This is a genomic window from Azospirillum sp. UENF 312511 (genome assembly GCF_058780635.1).
On sequence record NZ_JBSNCG010000004.1, the window covers coordinates 616,090 to 636,959 of the forward strand.

A 20,870-nucleotide genomic window follows, 5' to 3' on the forward strand; every position below is an offset into this window, starting at 1 on the left:
GGCCTTCGCTCACGGCGTCAGGAACAGCGCCGAGGTCCAGATCCGCGACTGGTCGCGCTGGCGTGCGGTCAGGAACAGCGGATGTTCGCGGCCCGGGGCGAGGGCGAGGTCGGCGAGCGGGATGCGCCCGGCGAGGTCGCGGGGCAGGGGCGCCTCGGTGACCCGTTCCACCGTCACCTCCAACTCGGTGCCGGGCAGCACGCGGGTGACCCGCCCGGCGTCCGCATCGGCCAGCAGCGCGTTACCGTCGATGTCCAGAACCGCTTCCGGGGCGTGCGGGTTGGGCGGCGGGGTCAGCGGGTTGCCGACCTTCACGTAGGTGCCGATGGCGAGCCGCACCTGGATGTGCGCCCCGGCCAGCCGCGACAGCGCCAGCTCCACCCCGTCGCTGTCGCCGTGGGTGACGGTGCGGATGGCGACGGTGGTGGCGTCGCGGCGCCAGCAGCCCTGTTCCGGATGGTCGAAGCCGAAGGGTTCGACCCGCTGCACGGCGGCGCCGGTGACGGTGATCCCGCCGTCCCAATAGGCGCCGCGGTAGCGGTCCTTGATGCGGGCGCCGCCCAGCCGCAGGCGGATCTTCGTTTCCGACAGGCCCAGCTCGCGGTGCAGGTCGCGCTCCCAGACCAGCCGGTCGCCGTCGAACAGGCGCAGGCTTTCCCAACCCCGGTCACCGAGCAGGCGGTAATCCAGCGCGTCGCCCGCGGCGGCCTGAACCACCTCGCCCATCCAGCGGTCGCCCAGCCGCAGGCTGGCGAAGCTGCGTTCCCCGGTGGTCGCGAAGGTCCGCCGCGCCCGCAGCGCCCGACCCACTGACGCGCGGTCCAGCCGGTCGGCGAAGACGCCGGTCAGCCCGCCGCGCGCCCCGAACACCGCGGTCGCCGGCGCCCCGCCGCCGCAGCGCCCCTGATGCTCGTCGCTGCTCGCCGAGGCGCCGAGCCGGTAGCCGCGGGCCAGCGCCTCGGCATAGACCCAGTGGAACTGGCCCCAGGCGGACCCGATCTCGATCAGCCGCTCCAACTCCGGGTGGTGCCAATCGAGGTTGCAGCGCCGACCGCCGACATGGGGGATCAGCAGATGGCCTTCCGGGTCGTCCCGGTACGCGGCGTAGAGGTCGTCGAGCGGCCAGGCGCCGGGGCGCAGCGCGCCGCGGGTCGACTCGTTCCATTCGAAGGAACGCACCGGCTGCCCCCGCCCGTCCGCCGGGAAGCGCGGCGGACCGTCGCGCAGGAAGATCACGTTGTGGTCGCCGCCCGCCGCGGAGTTGCCGCACCACTCCGTGCCGGGGTAGCAGACGAAGCGGTCCGGCTCGTTGTAGTGGTCGATCAGGCCGACCGCCTCGGTCCAGGCGCGCTCCGTCACGTTGAAGTCGTTGGCGGTGTAGCCCAGCACGTCCAGCCCGGCCACGTCGCGCCCGTAGGACAGGTTGTAGGCGGTGTCGTTGGTGCCCACCGTGTCGTTGGAATGGACGTGCAGGTCGGCGTAGACGGCGCGCGGCGCCCCGTTCTCGGCGGTGACGAAGGCTTCGGCGGGGGCGAGGCCCGGCGCCGTCGCGGCGATCCGCCATTCCCCGGCGCCGAGGTCGAGAGCCTCGCGCCGGACCAGCCAGCCGTTCGCCTGGGGATCGGGGACCAACGCGACCGTCCGTGCGCTTTCGCCCTCCGGCCCGGTGCCATTCGGCCCGGTGACGGTGAGGGTGGCGTCCAGCGTGGCGTCAAGGCAGCAGTTGCCCCAGGCGTCGTCGGCGCGCAGCAGCAGCGACGCCGGGCCGGGAGCGATCAGCCGCGGCGCGACCAGCCGTAGGGCGGCGGGAACGCCCGGCACGATGTCGATCACGCAGTCGCCCGGCACCTCCGCGTATTTCTGGCTGCCCAGCGGGTCGATGAAGACGCGGAAGCGGAAGCCCTGCTCGACGAAGGTCTGCACCCGCGTGCCCGGCCCGCCCTGGCGCCGGTCGCCCAGCCGGATCACGATGCGGTCGCCGGGATTCAGGTAGCCGTCGATCACGTCGATGACGATGGCCTTCTGGTAGGGCCGCTCGTGCCCCTTCTGGTCGAAGCGCACCTTCAGCGCCTGCACGGTCGCCGGGCTCTGCCCCGGCACCAGCGGCCCGGCCTCGTACTCGGCGGAGACGAAGTTGGCCGCCGTGGGGTCGCTGGTCTGGAACAGCGCCCAGTCCGAATAGAACTTCATCGCCAGCTTGATCCCCGCCCCGTCGGCAAGGCCCGACCCACCGACCTCGTAGGCCAGGGTCACCTCGGTCCATTCACCGGCCACCAACCGCCGGTGGGAGCAGGCGGTGGCGCCGAGGAAGGGACGGGCCTTGTTCCGCTCGTAAAGGCCGGCGGGGGCAATGTGGCCGGCGGGGACGGGATCGCTCATGGGACGGGACCTCGGGCATGGGGGCGGCGTGCCGCAACGGCTAATACATTGCATAACAAGTTGAATGATACAATATAAGACATGTGGGGCGTCCCACCGGATGGCGCCGTGTTCGGGGAGGATCGGCGCGCTTGAGCCGGCCGGACTGCGGTGGCATCAAGGCGCGGACACGATCGCCACGGGCGGGGAGGGAACGGTGGCCCCGATGCGGGACAATTTGGTGCGGGACAGTTTGGTGCGCGACAACGCGACGGCCCTCTACCGGCAGATCGCCGACCGCCTGCGCGAGGAGATCGCCGCGGGCCGGTTCGAGCCGTCGGGCCGCCTGCCGAGCGAGAGCGAGATCGGCATCCGCTTCGCGGTCAGCCGGGTGACGGTCCGCCTCGCGCTCGACCGGCTTGAAGCGGAAGGGTTGATCGAGAGGCGCAAGGGCAAGGGCACCTTCACGGCGGGCAAGCGCGTCCGCCACCCGCTGGACCGGCTGCGCAGCTTTCACGAATCCCTGCGGCTCCAGGGGCTGAACGCCAGCATGCGCCATTTGTCGGCGGGCATGACCGTCACACCGCCGGACCTGACGGGGGTGTTCGGCCCGCGCTGTCTGGAGGTGCGCCGCCTGCATCTGGTGGATGGGGAGCCGGTGGCGCTGGGGCGCAGCCTGCTGTCTCCGGACCTGGAGGGCGTCGACTGGGCGGCGGCGGGGGAGAGGCCGGTCTACGCCATCCTCAGGGAGGTCACCGGGCAGCCGGTGGTCGGCGCCGATGTCGAGGTCAAGGCCGAGGCCGCCGGTGCGGCGGTCGCCGAACCGCTTGGCGGGACGGCGGGGATGCCAGTCCTGGTGATGATCCGGCGGTCGTTCTTCGCCGACGGCACTTGCGCCGACCACGCCGTCTTCCACGTCCGTCCGGAGCGTTACAGCTTCGTGCTGTCCCACCGCTGGGAGGGGTAAAGCCGCGAACCGCTCAGCGCAGCGTCTCGGCGCAACCGTCGAGGCCCAGCCCGCGGCACAGCGCCTGGGCCAGCAGGCGTCCGTCGGGATTGTCCGGCCCGAGCGTGCCGGGCGGACGCCCCAGAAGCGGGTAGAGCATCATGCCGCCCTGCGGGTCCTGCGCGACGTTCCGGGCGAGCTGTTCCGCCAGCGGCACCGTGTAGGTCGGCCCGCCGAGCTGGCTCGGCGGCACCTGGACGCCGAGGGCGAGCGGCCCCTTCCAGACCTGCCGGTAAGCCTGCCAGGCCTGCCAGGGATCGAAGGTCGGGCCGCCCTCATAGGCCATGATGGAGACGAGGTCAATCGCCGCCGCCTGCGGGGAGCGCAGCAGGTTGAGAATCGACCCGGTGTGGGGGCCGCGCGGCTGGGCGTCCCGGAACGCGCCCTCGCCATAGGCCCCGATGCTCCAGCCCGGCACGGTCAGCAGCAGGGGACGCGGGAAGGCGGCGCGGAAACGCGCGACCAAATCCAGCCACATCGCGTCGGACAGGCAGCGCACCCGGCCCCGGACCGAACAGCCGGGGGACACCGGTTCGAAATCCAGATCGATCCCGTCGACGCCCAGGTCCTGGACCAGCCGCACCAGCGCGTCGAGGTTCAGCGCGTCCCAATTGGCGTAGTTGGCCCCGCCGACGGCGAGCAGCACGCGGGTGCCCGGCTGGCGCTGCTTCAACAGCGCGATGGCGTCCCTCAGCACCGTGCCGGGAAAGCCGTACTGCAAGCCGGTTTCCTTGAGGTCGAGGCGGCCGGGATAAGCGGCGTCCGGCCGGACGAAGGACAGGGCGACCAGATTCATGTAGCCGGGAAGCGTCGCCAGAGTCGTGGCGGCCGGGCCGGTGGCCGGGCGCTCGTACCAGCTGTCGTGATAGACGAGCAGGGGACGCGCCGGCAGACCTTGCGCGCCCGTGCCCGCTTTCGCATCCGTCATGCCACCCGCCAGCAGCCCGGCGGCGAGGGCCAGGGCGCCTAGAACACGTCGCGCCCGAACAGGCCGGTGGTCACGGTGCTGATGATGATCTTTGCATCGAGCCATAGCGACCAGTTCTCGATATAGTGGATGTCCATGTCAACCCCGACGCGCGCCTTCTCGACGGTGTGGATGCCGCCGCGCATGCCGTTGATCTGGGCCCAGCCGGTGATCCCCGGCTTGACGCGGCTGCGCGCCGCGTATTCGCGCGCCACCTCGGCGTAGCGCTGGTTGCCGACCCGCATGTTCGGGACATGGGCGCGTGGGCCGACCACCGACATGTCGCCGGTCAGCACGTTGAAGAGCTGGGGCAGCTCGTCGATGCTGGTCCGGCGGAGAAAGCGGCCGACGCGGGTGATGCGCGGGTTGTCGCGGCTGGTGCCGACGGCGCCGTCGTCGCTGTCGTCCACCTTCATGGTGCGGAACTTCAGCATCGTGAAGGGGCGGTTGTTGAAGCCAACGCGGGTCTGCCGGAAGATGATCGGCCCCGGCGAATCCAGGCGGACCGCGATGGCCGCGGCCAGCATGAAGGGTGAGGCGACGAGCAGACCCAGGCCGGCGACGGCGACGTCCTCGATCCGCTTCACGACGATCTGCATGCCGCGCAGCGGCTGCCGCATCACCAGCAGGGCCGGGATGTCGCCGATGTGCCGCAGGTTGGCGAGCCGCAGCCGGATGCTCTCCTCGTCCAGCGGAATCAGGATGTCGAGGGAGATCATCTGAAGCTGCATGCGCAGGCTGTGGATGCGCATCGCCGCCCGCCAGGGCAGGGCGATGACGACCATGTCGACACGGTTGTCCGGCAGGAAGCGCTTGAAGTCCGTCAGGTCGCCGGACACCGGGAGGCCGGCCAGGGACGCCGGCCGGCGGTCGCTGTCGCGGTCGTCGAACAGGCCGAGAATGCTGTAGTTCGCCCGGTGCTCCGGCAGGGACAGGTGGGCGATCATCCGCTCCGCGACGTCGGTCGCGCCCAGGATGACGACCCGGCGGCGCAGCACCCCACGCTCCTCCAGAAGCCGCACGCCCCGCGCCGCCACGGCTCGTCCCGCCCCCAGAGCGGCGAGCGCCGTCCCGCCCCACAAGGCGAGCATGTCCGATGGGCCGACCTCCGGAAGGAAAGCCCAGATGAGCAGGGACAGGACGGTTCCGGCCGGCAGCAGGCCGCCGACCACGTCCAGCAGCGACTTGCCCCAGTGCCGGTAATTCTCGACCCGGTAGGCGCCGATGGTGGTCATGGCGCGCAGATAGACGCCGAGCGTAATGGCCGTGAAGATGACGGCCTGGATGAGCAGGCGGCCATCGTCGAAGGACTCGCCGTCTGTCCGGGCGGTCCAGACGGCCCAGGCGGCAAGGCCGGCGAGCGCCAGAAGGAACCCGTCCGTCCCCTTCACCAGCCGGTTGACCAACCCGTGGGTCCAGTGCAGCCAGCCATCCCGCGCCCCGGCGAAGTCACCGGGAGGCGGCGCGACGTCCGGCGGTGCGGCATCCGGTGCGACGTCTGGCGGGGTGGCCGGCGGCGACGACGCGGCAGGGTCCGGAACGGCGCTTCGCTCTTCAGCCGGAGAACGGACCTGCACGTCGTCGCGCATGGCGGTTTCTTACCCCTGCACGAAGCGGCGGATGATCGGCTTCAACGCCTGCCCCAGCGGATGGGAGCGAAGCCGGCGGGTCAGGCCGGTCTGCCGGATGAATTGCATCGGCGTCCGTGGCGTGCGGAACACGGTGACGGGCTGGCCGAACAGCTCGGTGTCGCGCACGAAATGGCGCGAAGCCATCGCGCCGACCAGCATGGCGCGGTAGCGCTCCGCCCAGTCCGGGCGGGCCAGAAGCAGCTTGTTGTCGCCGATGGCGAAAGGGGCGAGGGCTCCCGGCCGATCGGCCATGAAGCGGCACATGCCCTCGGACACGGCGGGGAATTCCGGGTTGAAGTAGTCGTCGAGGACGATCACCCCGCCGTCGCCCAAACTGTCGTCGGCGATGCCCAGGTCGTGGCGCGTGATGTCGGCGGTGTGGCCGCCGTCGATGCTGAACAGGCGGACCGCGGGACCCAGCCGGCCGGCGAGGCCGGTCCAGGCGAGAGTCGTCGAGTTGCCCTTGACCACTTCGACCGACGCCGGTTCGATCCCGAAGCGGACGAGGTTGGCGCGGAAGGCCGTCTCGTCGCCTTGTCCCGACTGGTCGACGTTGAATTGCTGGTCGTCGAACAGATCGATGGCGAAGGCCCGCTCACCCGCTTGGCGCACCAGCGCCAGCAGGATGAACAGCCGTCCGTGATGGACGCCGATCTCGCCGACGCTCCCCGCCACGCCCTCGGCGCTCTGCCAGACGCCGACCGTGGCGATCAGGCTGGCGTCCAGGCGCGACAGCCAGCCGTCCACACGGCGATGGCCGCCATGCACATAGCGGTGCAGCGCCGACGAAAATGCTATTGGGGGTTGAGGTGACATGATGACCTCTTACTACCACACTGTTCAAAATGGCTTAAGCAAGTATTGGCGACGCCGATACGATAAATTTCGACAAAGAGTCACAACCGAATTTTGCAATTCTGTCGCATTTTGAAGATTTCCGGAGGGGTGTAGCCTGGTGATCCTGCTGCGCTCGCCTTGCGATTCATTGGTCATGCTCATGATTGGTGGTTCCCGCCATGCATGGCGATCACGTTGCAGACATCGGCGGAGCAAGGCCGGGGACGCGGCGGCGGTCATGGTCTTCCCATGCCGAAGACCGGGCGTTTCGGTGGGTGAAGGGGGCGCTGGGCGCCGGCCTGCCGGCGGGCGTTGCGCCAGTAGAGGGCGAGCGCCATCACGCTGGCGACCTCGCCGGGCGTGAAGACGACGGAGTAGATGGTCGAGGTGGCCAGGGCGAACAGGACGTAATCGCCCAGCGCCTGGGTCATGGGATCGTCGCCGGTGGCGGCCTTGCGGGCGCTGCGCAGCGCCGCGACGTAGAAGGCCGCGATCAGCACCGCGCCGATGACGCCGTATTCGAAGACGATGCCGATCCAGCCGATGTCGGCGAGGTAGAATTGATTGTTGCCCAGGATGTCCGCCAGGGTCACGTTGCTGAAGCGGGTGACGGCGCCCACCCCCAGCAGCCAGCGCAACGGAGTCACCTCCAGGTAGTCGAGCGCCAGGACGATGGAGTTCTGGCGGATCGACAGGGAGGCGCCGAGCATCTGCTCGGCCCGGTTGGCAAGGTCCGCGCTGTAGACGGCCGCCAGGACGACCGTTGCCAGCAGGGCCATGCCGACCGCCAGGATCCGCCACCAGCCGCGCGCCGAGGTGATCATGGCGAAGCCGACCACCAGGACGACGCTGCCCAGAGCCGTGCGCTGCTTGTAGATCAGGACCATCAGCAGCAGCCCGATCAGCAGCAGCGGGATGGTCCACCATTCCCGGTACGCGCAGAACCGCCGGGACAGGTAGAAGAGGAAGAGCACGCCGAAGAACATCGGCATGAAGATGCGCGGGCCGCGCTCGACGTCGTACATCAGCAGCTTGCTCTTCAGCGGGTCGGTGGCGTAGGCCTCCGGCGGGATGACCAGCCACAGAGCGAGCATGATGACGAAGGTGCCGGCGCCGAGCGCGATCAGCGCGCCGCGCACCTGCGGCAGCGTCGGGCGCAGCATCGTCAGAAGGGCGGCGAGGGAGAAGTAATAGGCGAAGGGCCAGACCTTGACCGTGGTCGCCATGGCATCGGTCAGCCCGTTGCCGAGCTGGACCATGGACACCGCCGGGGTGATCGCCACGAGGTAGGCGAGCAGGGCGATGCACAGCGACTTGAACGGCAGCTCGATCTGCGCCAGCGCGTAGACGGCGAGCGGGATGGTCAGGACCGGCCAGCTTTTCGACAGGGCATAGAGCGGCGGGACATCGACCAGATAATGGAAGCTCTGCCCGAAGAGGGGCAGCACCGCCAGCAGGATCATCACCGTCAGGGAGCCGGGCAGGGCACGGCGGGGCGCCGCCACCCGGACGGGCGACAGGATGCGGCCGCGCTGCCGGGCTCCCAGCTCGACGATCATGGGCGCGCCGCCGGCTTCGGGCGCGCTTGACCCCGCTGCTCCGACCACCAGGCCGACAGCGCGATGCCGAGCAGCGGCAGGGATTCCACGAAGACCCGCCGGGCGTGGCCGCGCGGGTTCTGGCCCAGCCGGTACAGCCATTCCAGGGCGAAGCGGCGGAACAGCGGCGGCGCGCGTTCGACCAGTCCCGTCACGAACAGCAGCGAGCTGCCGACGCACAGCCCGACGCCGGTGGCCTGTCCGGTGTTCCGGATGGCCAGCGCCAGGCATTCCGACTGCGGTGCGCCGACCGCCAGGAAGACGAAGCGGGCCGGGTGGTCCAGCACGAAGCGGACGCAGCGCTCGACCTCCCGCGGGTCGGCGGCGAAGCCCATCGGCGGGTCGTGCCGGGTCAGCCGGGTCAGGCCGAAGCGGTCGCGCAGGCGGCGCTCCAGCTCGTCGTTGCCACCGATCACCGTGAGGGAATCGTCCGGCGTGATGACGCGCGCGAACAGGTGGGCGGTCAGGTCGCTGCCGCTGGCGCTGGGCAACGGCTTGCGGAACAGCCGCCGGGACAGGTGCCGCATGATCTGGCTGTCGCACAGCCGCAGCCACGCGCCGTCGTAGGCGGCGCGGAATTGGGCGTCGCCGCCGCGGTGAAGCCGCACCACATGCTGCGCGTTTGGCGTCACGACGTAGGCGAAGGGGGCCGCCGGTGCCCGCGCGGCGATGGCCTGGGCGGCACCGGCCACGTCGAGGCGGGTGATGGCGACCCCGAAGACGGTGTCCGTGGGATGCTCCCGCCCCGGTTCGGTCTGGGGCGTCATCATGGGAAGGTCGTGATCGCGCCGGTTTGGCGGCTGATCGTGTAGTTGAACGTGCGCTCGAACGGGACGACGCGGTTGATGAACTGCTCGACCCACAGGCCGGTTTCGGCGATGGAGCTGCGCGGCACGAACAGGATGTCGCCGGCGACCAGCGGCACGTCGCCGGCCGCTGTCCCGGTTTCGATGAACCGGCGGGTGTCGATGGTGCGCAGCATCGGCTTGTTCTCGGAGTTGCGGCGGATCAGCACCACCTCCTCGTACCGCGCCTCGCGGTCGAAACCGCCGGCCAGCATGATCACCTCCATCACGCCGATGCGGCCGTTCAGCAGGTAGGTGCCGGGGCGGGCGACGGCGCCACCGATGTAGGCGCGGTTCGACGGAGTCTCCTTCAGCCCGATGCTGACCTGCGGGGCGCGCATCCAACGCCGCGCGCGCGTCTCGACCACGGTGGCCAGCTCGCCCGGCGTCAGCCCTGCGGCGTCGACCTGCCCGGCCATGCGCAGCCCGGCGGAGCCGTCGGGACCGATCATCACCTCCTCGTCCATGTCGGGCGCGAGCATGAACTTGACCTGGAAGCGGTCGCCCGGACCCAGCCGGTAGGGCGGGGTGGAGTCCTCCCAGCGGGCGAAGCCCTCGGGCATCGTCTCCTTTGGAGTCAACGACTGGCCGGTGCACGCGCCGAGCGCCAGCAACGCCGCCAACAGGAAGCCCCGCATCGCGGCCATCCGCATCACAGCCATCGGTAGATCACCTGTGGAATGTGGAAGTGACGGCCGGTCAGCACCAAGCCGACGATGTCGCCGCCGGACGCGAGGATGGAGTCGCGCATCCGGGCGGCGACCGGCGCGCGGGTGTGCTCGGCGCGGGCGACCAGGATGTTCGCATCCACCATCGGCGACAGCCGGCGGGCAAGATGGCTGTTCCCGATCGGCGGCGACAGGATCAAAATGATGTCAAAGCGTTGATTCAGCCGTTCCAGCATCTGGCGCGACTGGGCGATGGGGGTGCGCAGGCTGCCCAGCGCCGATCCCGTCGCCTGCCGCGACACCCAGAGCAACGGCACGGCGGAGGGCAGCGCTTCGAGATCGCCGGTGCCCTGCGGCTCGATGGTCGGCAGCCGCTCGCCGGCTCCGCTGTCCGCTTCCCCGGCCGCCTCGCCGTCGGCACCTGCGTTGATCGCCGTCAGCTGGCCGGTGCCGTCGCCGCAGAGGTCGATGACCAGCGTCCGCAGGCCCCGCCCCTTGGCGAATTCCAGCGCCAGCCCGCGCGCCACGATGGCGTCGCCGTCGCCGTCGTTGGCGGTCACGAACTGGATCAGCGCCATCGGCTGGTCGTCCAGGCCATGGTCGCGCAATTGGGCGGCCAGATGGATCAGCTCCTGCTGGGCGCCGGGGGACACCAGCTCGCCGTCGGTGTCGGAGAAGCTGGCGATGGCCGGGACGCCCAGGTCGCGCTCGATCTCGTGCGGCAGGATGTAGACCTGGCGCAGCCATGTCGCCAGCACGCCGGCCGCCCCGCCCAGCAGGATGCCGCCGACCAGACCGGCGATGATGAAGCTCGGCGCCATGCTCGTCCCGGTCGCCGGGGCCACCGCGGGCTGCACGACGCGCACGTTGGAGAAGCGCACCTTGGCGGCCTCCTCCTCGGCGCGGGCGGCCTCGGTGCGCTGGGCGTAGTCGCGGTAGATGTCCTCCATCACGCCGCGCGTGCGCTCCAGGTCGCGCAGCTCGCTTTCCGCCTTGCGCAGGCGCCCGACCTTCTCCACCGCCACCGTGTGCTGGCGGTTCAGCTCGTCGAGCTGCCGGGCCACCGCGTCCTGCTCGATCTCCAGCGTCAGCAGATGGTTGTTCAGGAAGGGGATGGACGGGTTGCGGACCTCGCGCGTGGTGTTGTAGACCGGCTTGTCGCCGCCCTTCATCGACTGCCGGACCGTCCGGATCTTCCGCTCCAGCTCCTGGAGGGGCGGGTAGTCGGGCAGGAACTGCGAGGCCATCCGGTCGCGCTCCAGCTCCAGGCGGAGCAGCACGTTGCGGTCGTCGTCGTTCTGGGTCTGGTTGCTCTGCTCCCGGAAATCGAACACCCGCTCCGGCAGGGCGGCGAGCCGTTTCTTGGCCGCCGTGACCTCCGCCTGAAGGGCCGCCTGGCGCTCCTGGGTCTGCCGGCGGCGCTGCACGATGCTGTCCACCTGGTTGGCGGCCAGCAGGCTTTCCTGCCCGAGATCGACGATGTCGTATTCCGACTTCAGCGCCTGGATCTGCCCCTCGATGCTCTTCAGCTGGTCGGAATGGCGGGCCAGTTCGGAGGCGAGGAAGGGGGAGCGCGGAACGTCGAAGATCGCGCGGCGGCGCTTCAGGTAGGCGTCGGCCAGGGCGTTGACGGTGTCCGCGGCGAGATCCGGGTCCTCGTGGCTGAAGCTGAGGCGCACGATGTTGGAGGAGGATTGCTGCTCCACCTGAAGGCGGCGCTTGAACTTGTCGATGGCTTTTTCGAGCTGGTCCTGCGGGCTGTCGGCGGGCAGGAGGCCGAAGAGGCGCGGGCGGGCGATTTCCGGGAACAGCGTGACCGGATCCAGCGCGCTCAGCGTGTCCTCGATCACCCGGCGGCTTTCCAGGATGCGGATCTCGCTGTCCACCGACTTCAGCCCGTCGATCGACAGGATGGAGGGCAGGGTCCCGGCCACGTCGCTGATCCCCGCATGCGCGCGGTCGATCATCATCATGACCAGACTTTCCGCGGCGTAGCGCGTGCGCGCATAGGTGGCGGCGGTCAGTCCGGCAATGATCGAAAGAAGAGCGACGATCAGGATGATACGCTTGTGATAAAAAGCGAGTATCAGGAGGTCGCGCGGCGTAAATGCCGACACACCGCTGGAGAACAGGACCCCATGCGATTGCTGACCCGACGAACCATCCGGCTGGTCAGCCGATTGACTCTGCCTGCGATTTTCCAGATGTTGGGACAGCATCTTTTACGGGTACCGTAGCGTGTGGATCGAACACTTTACTGGTAGGGTTTACCACGTCCGGTGTAGACCTGTCATGGGGTGGTTGGGGTTTTGAAGCATTTTGTCTCAATTTTTAGCTATTTGCTTTTTGCCGAATCCCCTCACTTTTGGTTGGGTGCCAGGATGCCGGCCCCAGCCCCACCGAGCCACGCGCCATGAACCACAGACTGTCCTCCCTGAAAGCCGCGATCGAACTCCGTCACCCGCGGATGTTCCGCCGGCTGACCTGGCTTCGCGACCGGCTCGCGCCCTATTACGCCGAGCCGGAGCTGCGCCTGCTTCCCGCCTTGTGCGCGCCGGGAGAGGCCGCCTACGACATCGGCGCCAACAGCGGCATCTACACCTTCTGGCTTTGCCGCACCGCGGCCAGCGTGACGGCCTTCGAGCCGAACCCGAAGCTTGCGGCGTTGCTGGAGAGCAAGTTCGCGCCGCTGATCGCGTCCGGCCGGCTGCGGGTGGAGGGGTGCGCGCTGAGCGATGGCGACGGGTCGATCGTGCTGCACGTTCCACGCTCGTCCGCCCTGGCCTCGGTCGAGGCGGGGGCGGTGGGCGCCCATGGCGAGGAGGTGGAGGCGGTCACCGTCCCGCGCCGGACGCTGGACCGCTATGACGACCGTCCGGTCGGCTTCCTGAAGATCGATGTGGAAGGGCACGAGTCCGCGGTGGTCGGCGGCGGCCTCCGCCTGATCGGGCGCGACCGTCCCAACCTGCTGATCGAGGCGGAGGAGCGCCACAATCCCGGAGCCCTGGCGGCGCTGCAGGCGCGGCTGGCCCCGCTGGGCTATCGCGGCTACTTCGTCCTGGCGGGACGCCTGTGCACGCTGGACGGCTTCGATCCGGATCGCCACCAGTCCCGCTCGGCCCTCAACGCGGCGGGCACCCATCGCGTCAAGGGGCGGATCTACATCAACAACTTCATCTTCGTCGCGCGCGACGGCGTGGCCGACCGGCTGCGCGCCGCGCTCGGCCAATCAAGCGGGAGCTGACCGCGCCAGCGGTGGCATCAGCGGCGGCATCAGCGGCGGCAATCGACCTCGGGCCAGGGCCGCTTCTGGTAGAAGGGGCGCAAGGTCAGGATCTTCGCCACCTTCCAGATGCGGCTCTGCCGCTCGGGGCACAGATCGTTCACCGCCGAGGTCGGGTTGCCGCGCCACCAATCGGGAAGGTGGACCTCGACCTCGTAGGTGTTCAGGTGCAGCTCGGGTTCGCGGATCCACCAGCCATAGGGCAGACGGTCGAAATGGGTGCGGATTTCCTGGCGGATGTCGATGGCGCGCCATTCCTCCGCGTCCTGCGCTTCGGCCGGGCGGCCATGCCCGAGCAGCGCCGCGGCAAGGCACAAAGCCAGCACGGCATGGTCTTTCCGGTGCCCGTGCCCTTTCGTCACCATGGTCATCAACCGATTGTTCTCCCTGCGCGGCCCAACACGGCGGGTCGCCACGCGTCTCCGGATCTCTTCCGCTTCCGCAACAACCCTTTATCCCATAGAGCGTGATGCGTCTCCAGACATGGCATGCCTTCGGGCGTTACGGCGTCGGCCTTGGGCTGCGCGGGGTGGAGGTCGTCGGCAAGCTCGGCCTCTATATCATAGCGGCGCGCGCGCTGGGCGCCCATGATGCCGGCCTGTTCTTCCTGTGCCTGACCTGGATCGGCCTGGCATCGACCATGGCGCGGCTGGGGCTCGAACGGGCGATCACGCGGCACATCGCCGCCGAACTGGCCATCGGCCAGGGGCGGGCGGCCGGCCGTGACCTGCGGACCGGGTTGATCGGCACGGGACTCGCCGCAACCCTGGCCGCGGTGGTGGCCTTCGCTCTGGCCGGGCCGGCGTCGCACCTGCTGTTCGGGGCGCCGGACCTCGAAACGCCGCTGCGCCTGTCGGCCCTGGCCCTGCTGCCGCAGACCCTGACAATCACCATCGGATCGGCTCTGGCGGGGCTGAAGCGGGGCATCGCCGCGCAGTTCGTGCAGAACGCGCTGTGGCCGGTGCTGATGCTCGCCGCCCTTCTGGCGGGGGTGTCCAGCCTCGATTCCCTGATCCTGGCCCTGGCCGGGGCGTTGACGTTCACCGCCGCGATCGGGATGGCCCTTCTCGCGCGGGACCGCCGCCGCTTCACCGACCATTCCGTGGCCGCCGATGCCGGGTCTTCGAACGGGCCGGCGGAGGTTCTGCCGTCGCTGTGGCACACCGCCTTTCCCCTGTTCGTCGTCGAGCTGGTGCAGGTGTCGCTGGCGTCGCTGCCGGTGCTCGCGCTGGGCGTCTTCGTGGACGCGGCCTCGGTCGGCGCGTTCAGCGTGGCGAACCGCATCTCCATGCTGGTCTGGGTCGTCGTCATCAGCATCGGCACCTTTGCCGCGCCCAACTACGCCGAACTGCATCGCCGCGGCGAGACGTCCCGTCTGCTGGCCATGAACCGCGGCATCATGCTGGCCGTCGCGGGGCTGAGCCTGCCCATGGTGTCGGTCATGATGATTGTGCCGGAGCTGTTGCTCGATCTGGTCGGGCAGGGGTTCGGCAGCGCGGCGACGGCGCTGCGCATCCTGGCCGCGGGCCAGATGATCCACTGCCTTCTGGCCTGCCAGGACATCCTGCTGGCCATGACCGGGCATGGGCGCACGCTGCGCCGGCTGAACCTGCTGCAGCTTGCCGTGTGCATCGTGCTTGGCGCCGTCCTGATCCCGGCCTTCGGCATGACCGGAGCGGCGGCGGTGACGGCCCTGACGGTTGCCCAGGGAGCGATCGGAACGACGCTGGTGCGCCTCCTGCTTTTCAGGAGCCCCAAGGAGTCCGCGATGGCCGGCCGCCTCTAACCAACTTGACCAAGCCATAGGCCCCACCCATATTGGTCAAGCTGGTTAAGGGGAGGGGCCATGGGGCACATCAGCCTGTATGACGCGAAGACGCACCTCTCGGGTCTGGTCGACCGGGCGGCGGCCGGCGAGGAATTCGTCATCGCCAAGAACGGCGTTCCCATGGCCAAGCTGGTTCCGCTGCCCAAGGTGACGGCACCCCGCACCCCGGCCCGCGCGCTGGGCGTCACCCGGATCGCGCCGGATTTCGACGATCCCGACCCGCAGATTGAAGCGCTGTTCGCCGGTGGCAACCCGCATGATGGACCGGACCGCTGATGGACCTGCTGCTCGACACCCACGTCTTCCTCTGGTGGGATGCCGGCGCTGACCCGATCAGCCCGGCGGTGCGGGACGCGATCGCCAATCCGGACAATCGCGTCTATGTGAGCGCGGCCTCCGTGTGGGAGATCGCAATCAAGAGCAGCAAGGGGAAGCTGGCTTTCTCCGGCTCTCCGAGCGCCGCGATTGCCTTGAACAGCTTCCTGCCTCTGGCCATCGACCCGGCGCACGCGGAGCGGGCCGGAGGCTTGGAGTGGTCGCATCCCGACCCGTTCGACCGCATGCTGGTGGCGCAGGCCCAAGCCCGGAACCTGACGCTGGTTCACGCCGATGGCGTGATCGCCGATTACAAGGGCGTTGCGCAGATGTGGGCACGTTCTTAGCGCAGCAACGGATGGGCTAGTGGCGCCATCCCAGAGGTCGCTTTCGCTTCATATTTTCCATAATTTCCCTTATGGAACATTCTGACTGCGCAAGGTAGGTTCTATCCTGAAGTGCAACTCTTGTGTCAGTACAAGAGCTTACCGGCTTCAGGGGGTCAGGATGGGCACGCGGTATTCCCACATCGATTTGGCGGAACGGCAGCGCATTCAGAAGATGCGTGACGCCAGGGTGCCGGTGGCGGTGATCGCAGCCGAGCTGGGCCGGCACCGCTCGACCATCCACCGCGAGATCCGGCGCAATTTCTATCACGATCCCTTCCGTGACCGCTGGGGCCAGGAATACCGGGGCTACTATTGCACCACGGCTGATCACTACGCCCGCAAGCGGCGGGCACGGCGGGCCAAGCTGACGTTGCGCCCTGAACTGCGCGACCATGTCATCGCCAAGTTGCGTGCGGGCTGGTCGCCCCAGCAGATCGCCGGCCGGCTCCGGCGCGCGCCCCTGCCCTGCGGCACCGTCTCGCACGAGACCATTTACCGCTTTGTCTATGGCCCCGATGGCCTTGGTCTGAATTTGTACGCGCTGCTGGCCGTGGCGCGGCGGCGTCGCCGGCAACGCTCGGGGCGCAAGCCGCGCAGCGGTCCGATCCCGGCGGAGCATGGGATGGTGGCCTCTGCCCTGAAGTGCCACTCTTGTGTCAGTACCAAAGCTTACCGGCTGTCGGGGGTCGGGATGGTGGGCGTGCACGAAGCCCGCGGTGATCCTGCTTGCTCTTGCGCAACGATCTCCGGCCCGCCGACCGGCACTGTCGCATCCGACACCGCTCATGAGCATGCGGCCCCGGTCGGAGACACCAATCATGCCCAAAGATCCGCAAGCCTACATTCGATGGCCTTTCCCATGATCCATCCGAACCGCCGCACCGCGCTGGCGGGGATCGCCGCGCTGCTGGCCCTGCCCGCCCTCCACCGCCCCGCCGCAGCCGCCACGACCCCTCTGCCGCAACTGACGTTGTGGGGGCCACCGGCGGGGCCATCAATCACGCTGGTCCATGCCATCGCCTCCGACCTGCTTCGCCCGGTCGCCGACAAGGTGCTGTTCAAGGCGTGGCGCACCCCCGACGAATTGCGCGCTGGCCTGACCTCCGGCACCATGCAGACCTTTGTGCTGCCGACCCAGTCCGCCGCCAACCTGTTCAACAAGGGGCTCGGCGTCCGGCTGGTCAACGTGATGACCAACGGGCTGCTCTATCTGCTGTCGGCCGATCCGTCGCTGACTTCGGTGGCGGCGCTGAAAGGCCGGAGCGTCGCGATCCCCTTCCGCAACGACACGCCGGAATATGTGTTCCGGCGCCTCCTGGCGGCGGAGCGGCTGACCGCCGACGGCGATGTCGCCCTACACTTCACCGGCACGCCGATGGAAGCGATCCAGCTTCTCGTCACCGGACGGGCCGACACCGCCCTGCTGCCCGAGCCGGCGGCCTCCGCCGCCATCCTGCGCGCCGGGATGGCTGGAAAGACGGTGACCCGGGTCCTCGACATCCAGCGGGCCTGGGGCGCCGCCACCGGGTTGGCGACCGTGCTGCCGCAGGCCGGCCTCGGCGTCTCCGCCGCCTTCCTGGCGGAGCATCCCGCCGCCGTCGAGGCGCTGCACGACGCGCTGGTCAAGGCGACCGCCGCGGTCAACGCCGACCCGGCGCGGGCCGCCAACGACGCCGCGGCGCCGCTCGGCCTGCCCTGGCCGGTCATCGAGCAGGCAATCCCCCATTCCAATCTGGTCGCCCAGCGCGCCAGCGCCGTCCGCGAACCGATGGAGGCCGTCTTCCGCGCCCTGGCGGAGTTTGACCCCAAGATCATCGGCGGCGCGCTGCCGGCGGCGGACTTCTATCTGTGAGGTACGGCATGACGACGGCGCGCGCCGACGCGGTTCTCGACCGGCTGGGCCGGGTCGGGCAATTCCTGTGGTCGGGCTGGGCCGGGCTGGCCGGGTTGGCCCTGTTCGCCGCCCTCTGGCAGGCGGGGCATGAGCGCTACGGCGACTTCATCCTGCCGGCCCCGCTGGCGACGCTGGCCGCCGGACTGACCATCGCCGCCGATCCCGCCGCCTGGGAACTGGCCGGACAGACCACGCTGCGCGCGGTCGAAGGCTTCGCGCTGGCCGCCTTTGCCGGTGCGGCGGGCGGGCTGGCCGCCGGCTATTCCCCGGCGACGATGCGGCTGGCCCGCCCGATCCTGACCGTCCTGCTGGGGGTCCCGCCCATCGCCTGGATCGTGCTGGCGATGATCTGGTTCGGCTCCACCGACGGAACGATCATCACGACGGTGCTGGTCGCCGCGATCCCGGTGGTCTTCGTCGGCGTGGCCGAGGGCGCCGTCACCCGCGACCGCGGGCTGGACGACATGGCCCGCGCCTTCGGCGCCGGCCCGCTCGCCCGATTGACCACGCTCGGGCTGCGCCACGTCGCCGCCTTCCTGTTCCCGGCGCTGACCGTGGCGCTCGGCTCGGCCTTCAAGGTGGCGGTGATGGCCGAGCTTCTCGCCAACACCGGCGGCATTGGCGGCGCGCTGGCCGCCGCCCGCGCCAACCTCGACGTGGCCGAGGCGCTGGCCTGGGTGCTGATCGCGGTGACCGGGCTGATCGTCGTCGAATACACGCTGGTCCACCCCATCCGGTCCGAGTTCGAACGCTGGCGCAACGCCGCGCGCCCCTGGGGCGTCAAACGCTGACTGCCAGAGCAGGCGCCAGCGGAAAAATCGACCGTGCACACTGCTTTTCCGCCTCGAACTTGACCGCGGACAAACAGCCCGCCCGAAAGGCCGATAAAATGCGAACGACAATCATTTGCATTTAAGTCCGAGACATCGGCTTTTTCGGGGAAACGAGCACCATGACGACACGGGGACAGGCCGGCCAAGCGGCGTTCCGAACCGCGCGAGCGGACACCGCCACCCGCGCCCCCATCCTTCTGGCCGGATTGGCCCTGGCCTCCCTGGGCGCCGCGGCCTCGCCGCCGGCCCAGGCGCAGTCGGCGGCACCGGGGGCCGCCGTCGTGCTCTCCCCGGTCATGGTCAAGGGACAGGCCGACAGCGCCGAGGCGACCGCCCGCCGCCGTCTGGAGGCGATCCCCGGCGGCACCGCCCTGGTGGCGGAGGAGGATCTGGCCGGCAAGGCGAACGTCACCGTGTCCGACGCGCTGTCCGGGGTGCCCGGCGTGGTGGTGCAGAACTTCTTCGGCGGCAACGACCAGCCGCGCATCCAGATCCGCGGCTCCGGGCTCCAGCAAAATCCGGTGGAGCGCGGCATCCTGGCCCTGCAGAACGGCCTGCCGCTGAACCGGGCCGACGGTTCCTACATCGTCGGTCTGGCCAACCCGCGGCAGGCGGAATTCACCGAGATCTACCGCGGCTACACCGCCAACCGGCTGGGCGCCAGCATGCTGGGCGGGGCGATCAATGTCATCTCCCCCACCGGTTCCTCCGCGCCGGGCTACCGGCTGGGAGTCGAGGGTGGCAGCTTCGGCCAGTTCAACACCAGCCTGCAGGCCGGCGGCAGCGCCGGGAATCTCGACGGGCTGGTCCAGGTCCAGCGCAGCCAGCGCGACGGCTACCGCGATTACAACAGCTCCGAGCGCACCGGCTTCGACGCCAATGTGGGCGCCGTGCTGTCCGACACCGTCACCACCCGCTTCTTCGCCGGCTACACCGACCTGTCCTTCGACGTGGCCGGTCCGCTGACCCGCCAGCTTCTGGAATCGAACCCCAAGGCGGTCTACACCGGCCCCCGCGTGGTCGGCGGCGTCGCCACCAACCCGGGACCGAACGTCGTTCGCGACCGGCCCGAGCGCGAAGCCAGGCAGTTCCGCGTCGGCAACCGGACGACGGCGACCTTCGGGGCGCACCTGCTGGACGTGGCGCTGGGCTACACCCACACGGACGACACGTTCCGCTTCCCGATCTCCTCGGGCATCCGCAAGACGGAGGGCGGCGACGTCACCGCCGTCGCGCGCTACGCCTACAGCCCCGACGCCAGCCAGCCCCTGCCGCTGTTCGAGACGGCCCTGCGCTACGTCATCGGCTCGGCCGACCGCGAGGACTACCTGAACAACGCCGGCAGCCAGGGCCCCCTGTTCGGACGCAGCACGATGGACGCCTCCACCCTGGCGCTCCACGGCGGCCTGAACCTGCCGCTCGGCAACGCGGTCACCCTGTCCCCGGCGCTCACCGTCACCCACGCCACGCGCGAGAACGACGACACCTTCGGCGCGGCGCGGCGGCCGACCATCGCCTTCAACCCGGCCAACCCGCGGGCGGCGCTGCCCGCCGGTTCGATCCCCGCCGGCGACACCAGCTACGACCGCAGCTACACCGGATTCAGCCCCAGCCTCGGCCTGACCTGGAAGCCGCTGGAGGACCACACCCTCTACGCCGCGGTCAGCCGCAGCTTCGAGCCGCCGACCCACGACGACCTGATCGCCACCGTCAACGGCACGCCGAACAGCAGCGCGGGGCGCCCGAACCCGGCCCAGCCCGGCCTCGTCTCCACCGCCTACCGCACACCGGACCTCGAGGCGCAGACGGCGACCACCGTCGAGGCGGGCTGGCGCGGCCGTTTCGGGGTCGTCGCGGTCGATGCCGGGACCTATTACTCCTGGGTCAAGAACGAGCTGCTCAGCCTGCGCGACGCCACCGGGGCCTCGCTCGGCGCGGTGAACGCCGACCAGACGCGGCATTTCGGCGTCGATCTCGGGTTGTCGGCCTTCCTCACCGAGCGGCTGAGCGGCCGGGTCGCCTACACCTTCCAGGATTTCCGCTTCCAGGACGATCCGGTGCGCGGCGACAACCGGCTGGCCGGCGCGCCACGTCACGTCATCAACGCCTCGGCGCGCTACGACATCACCGGCGCGTGGTCGGTGGGGGCGGAGGTGGACTGGTATCCCGGCAGGACCCCGGTGGACAACATGAACAGCGTCTACACGGACGGTTACGCCACCGTCGACCTGCGCAGCACTTACGCCATCAACGAGCGTGTCAGCGTCTATGGCGAGGCGCGCAACATCTTCGACGCGACCTACGCCTCCTCGACCCTGATCGTCGATCAGGCGTCGCCCACCCAGGCGGTCTATCTGCCGGGCGACGGGCGGGCCGTCTACGTCGGCCTGAAGGTCAGCTTCTAAAATCGGAAAGGCA

The 20,870-nt window shown here is 69.6% G+C and carries 17 protein-coding genes and 1 pseudogene; 9 read left to right on the forward strand and 9 right to left on the reverse strand.

The features are described from left to right. Nucleotides 1–9: 9 nt before the first annotated feature. On the reverse strand, nucleotides 10–2,379 hold the full coding sequence (locus ACWPN7_RS28115) for a PHP domain-containing protein (protein WP_459196340.1): 2,370 nt from the start codon (nucleotides 2,377–2,379) through the stop codon (nucleotides 10–12). A 205-nt stretch (nucleotides 2,380–2,584) separates the two neighbouring features. Between ACWPN7_RS28115 and ACWPN7_RS28120 the strand changes: the two genes are divergently transcribed. Beyond that, nucleotides 2,585–3,325 carry a GntR family transcriptional regulator gene (locus tag ACWPN7_RS28120; RefSeq protein WP_200476147.1) on the forward strand — a complete coding sequence of 247 codons (741 nt, stop codon included), beginning with the start codon at nucleotides 2,585–2,587 and terminating at the stop codon, nucleotides 3,323–3,325. Nucleotides 3,326–3,338: 13 nt separating this feature from the next. Here ACWPN7_RS28120 and ACWPN7_RS28125 read toward each other — a convergent pair whose 3' ends face one another. From ACWPN7_RS28125 to ACWPN7_RS28155, 7 genes are all read right to left on the reverse strand, one after another. Next, nucleotides 3,339–4,292, reverse strand: coding sequence for a glycosyl hydrolase family 18 protein (locus ACWPN7_RS28125; protein WP_200476148.1), 954 nt, complete (start codon nucleotides 4,290–4,292; stop codon nucleotides 3,339–3,341). Between the two features lie 38 nt (nucleotides 4,293–4,330). Continuing rightward, the gene (locus ACWPN7_RS28130) at nucleotides 4,331–5,920 is read right to left on the reverse strand and encodes an exopolysaccharide biosynthesis polyprenyl glycosylphosphotransferase (RefSeq protein ID WP_407825715.1); all 1,590 of its coding nucleotides are present in this window, start codon (nucleotides 5,918–5,920) and stop codon (nucleotides 4,331–4,333) included. A gap of 9 nt (nucleotides 5,921–5,929) precedes the next feature. Further along, on the reverse strand, nucleotides 5,930–6,778 hold the full coding sequence (locus ACWPN7_RS28135) for a class I SAM-dependent methyltransferase (RefSeq protein ID WP_456529336.1): 849 nt from the start codon (nucleotides 6,776–6,778) through the stop codon (nucleotides 5,930–5,932). Nucleotides 6,779–7,035: 257 nt separating this feature from the next. Then, complete coding sequence (locus tag ACWPN7_RS28140; protein WP_451996812.1) at nucleotides 7,036–8,358, reverse strand: hypothetical protein; 1,323 nt, start codon at nucleotides 8,356–8,358, stop codon at nucleotides 7,036–7,038. Beyond that, nucleotides 8,355–9,167: a WecB/TagA/CpsF family glycosyltransferase gene (locus tag ACWPN7_RS28145; protein ID WP_456521928.1), complete on the reverse strand. Its 813-nt coding sequence runs from the start codon at nucleotides 9,165–9,167 to the stop codon at nucleotides 8,355–8,357. Before ACWPN7_RS28145 ends, ACWPN7_RS28140 begins: the two co-directional genes overlap by 4 nt. Continuing rightward, complete coding sequence (locus ACWPN7_RS28150; RefSeq protein WP_459196341.1) at nucleotides 9,164–9,904, reverse strand: polysaccharide biosynthesis/export family protein; 741 nt, start codon at nucleotides 9,902–9,904, stop codon at nucleotides 9,164–9,166. The genes ACWPN7_RS28145 and ACWPN7_RS28150 overlap by 4 nt, the downstream gene beginning before the upstream one ends. Further along, nucleotides 9,895–11,883 (reverse strand): GumC family protein, encoded by a 1,989-nt coding sequence (locus ACWPN7_RS28155; RefSeq protein ID WP_200476152.1) that lies wholly within the window; start codon nucleotides 11,881–11,883, stop codon nucleotides 9,895–9,897. The genes ACWPN7_RS28150 and ACWPN7_RS28155 overlap by 10 nt, the downstream gene beginning before the upstream one ends. A 440-nt stretch (nucleotides 11,884–12,323) precedes the next feature. On the opposite strand from ACWPN7_RS28155, the gene ACWPN7_RS28160 reads away from it, so the two are divergent. Further along, nucleotides 12,324–13,154 carry an FkbM family methyltransferase gene (locus ACWPN7_RS28160; RefSeq protein ID WP_103041283.1) on the forward strand — a complete coding sequence of 277 codons (831 nt, stop codon included), beginning with the start codon at nucleotides 12,324–12,326 and terminating at the stop codon, nucleotides 13,152–13,154. 29 nt (nucleotides 13,155–13,183) lie between these two features. On the opposite strand, the gene ACWPN7_RS28165 is transcribed toward ACWPN7_RS28160, so the two are convergent. Then, entirely contained in the window at nucleotides 13,184–13,564 is a 381-nt protein-coding gene (locus tag ACWPN7_RS28165) for a hypothetical protein (protein WP_247891599.1), read from the reverse strand. Between the two features lie 98 nt (nucleotides 13,565–13,662). Between ACWPN7_RS28165 and ACWPN7_RS28170 the strand changes: the two genes are divergently transcribed. The 7 genes and pseudogenes from ACWPN7_RS28170 to ACWPN7_RS28200 all read left to right on the forward strand — a co-directional run bounded on the left by ACWPN7_RS28170 (nucleotide 13,663) and on the right by ACWPN7_RS28200 (nucleotide 20,857). Next, a complete protein-coding gene (locus ACWPN7_RS28170) occupies nucleotides 13,663–14,979 on the forward strand; it encodes an oligosaccharide flippase family protein (RefSeq protein ID WP_200476154.1) in 1,317 nt (438 codons plus the stop codon). Nucleotides 14,980–15,039: 60 nt separating this feature from the next. Further along, the gene (locus tag ACWPN7_RS28175; protein WP_459196342.1) at nucleotides 15,040–15,297 is read left to right on the forward strand and encodes a type II toxin-antitoxin system Phd/YefM family antitoxin; all 258 of its coding nucleotides are present in this window, start codon (nucleotides 15,040–15,042) and stop codon (nucleotides 15,295–15,297) included. Beyond that, nucleotides 15,297–15,683 carry a type II toxin-antitoxin system VapC family toxin gene (locus tag ACWPN7_RS28180; RefSeq protein ID WP_040137541.1) on the forward strand — a complete coding sequence of 129 codons (387 nt, stop codon included), beginning with the start codon at nucleotides 15,297–15,299 and terminating at the stop codon, nucleotides 15,681–15,683. Before ACWPN7_RS28175 ends, ACWPN7_RS28180 begins: the two co-directional genes overlap by 1 nt. A gap of 160 nt (nucleotides 15,684–15,843) precedes the next feature. Then, a pseudogene (locus tag ACWPN7_RS28185) lies at nucleotides 15,844–16,350 on the forward strand (transposase); the annotation flags it as partial. Further along, a complete protein-coding gene (locus ACWPN7_RS28190) occupies nucleotides 16,348–17,577 on the forward strand; it encodes an ABC transporter substrate-binding protein (protein WP_459196408.1) in 1,230 nt (409 codons plus the stop codon). The pseudogene ACWPN7_RS28185 and the gene ACWPN7_RS28190, both read left to right, overlap by 3 nt. A gap of 8 nt (nucleotides 17,578–17,585) precedes the next feature. Next, nucleotides 17,586–18,410 carry an ABC transporter permease gene (locus ACWPN7_RS28195; RefSeq protein ID WP_456529340.1) on the forward strand — a complete coding sequence of 275 codons (825 nt, stop codon included), beginning with the start codon at nucleotides 17,586–17,588 and terminating at the stop codon, nucleotides 18,408–18,410. A 161-nt stretch (nucleotides 18,411–18,571) separates the two neighbouring features. Further along, nucleotides 18,572–20,857 (forward strand): TonB-dependent receptor family protein, encoded by a 2,286-nt coding sequence (locus ACWPN7_RS28200; protein ID WP_459196343.1) that lies wholly within the window; start codon nucleotides 18,572–18,574, stop codon nucleotides 20,855–20,857. Nucleotides 20,858–20,870: the final 13 nt, after the last annotated feature.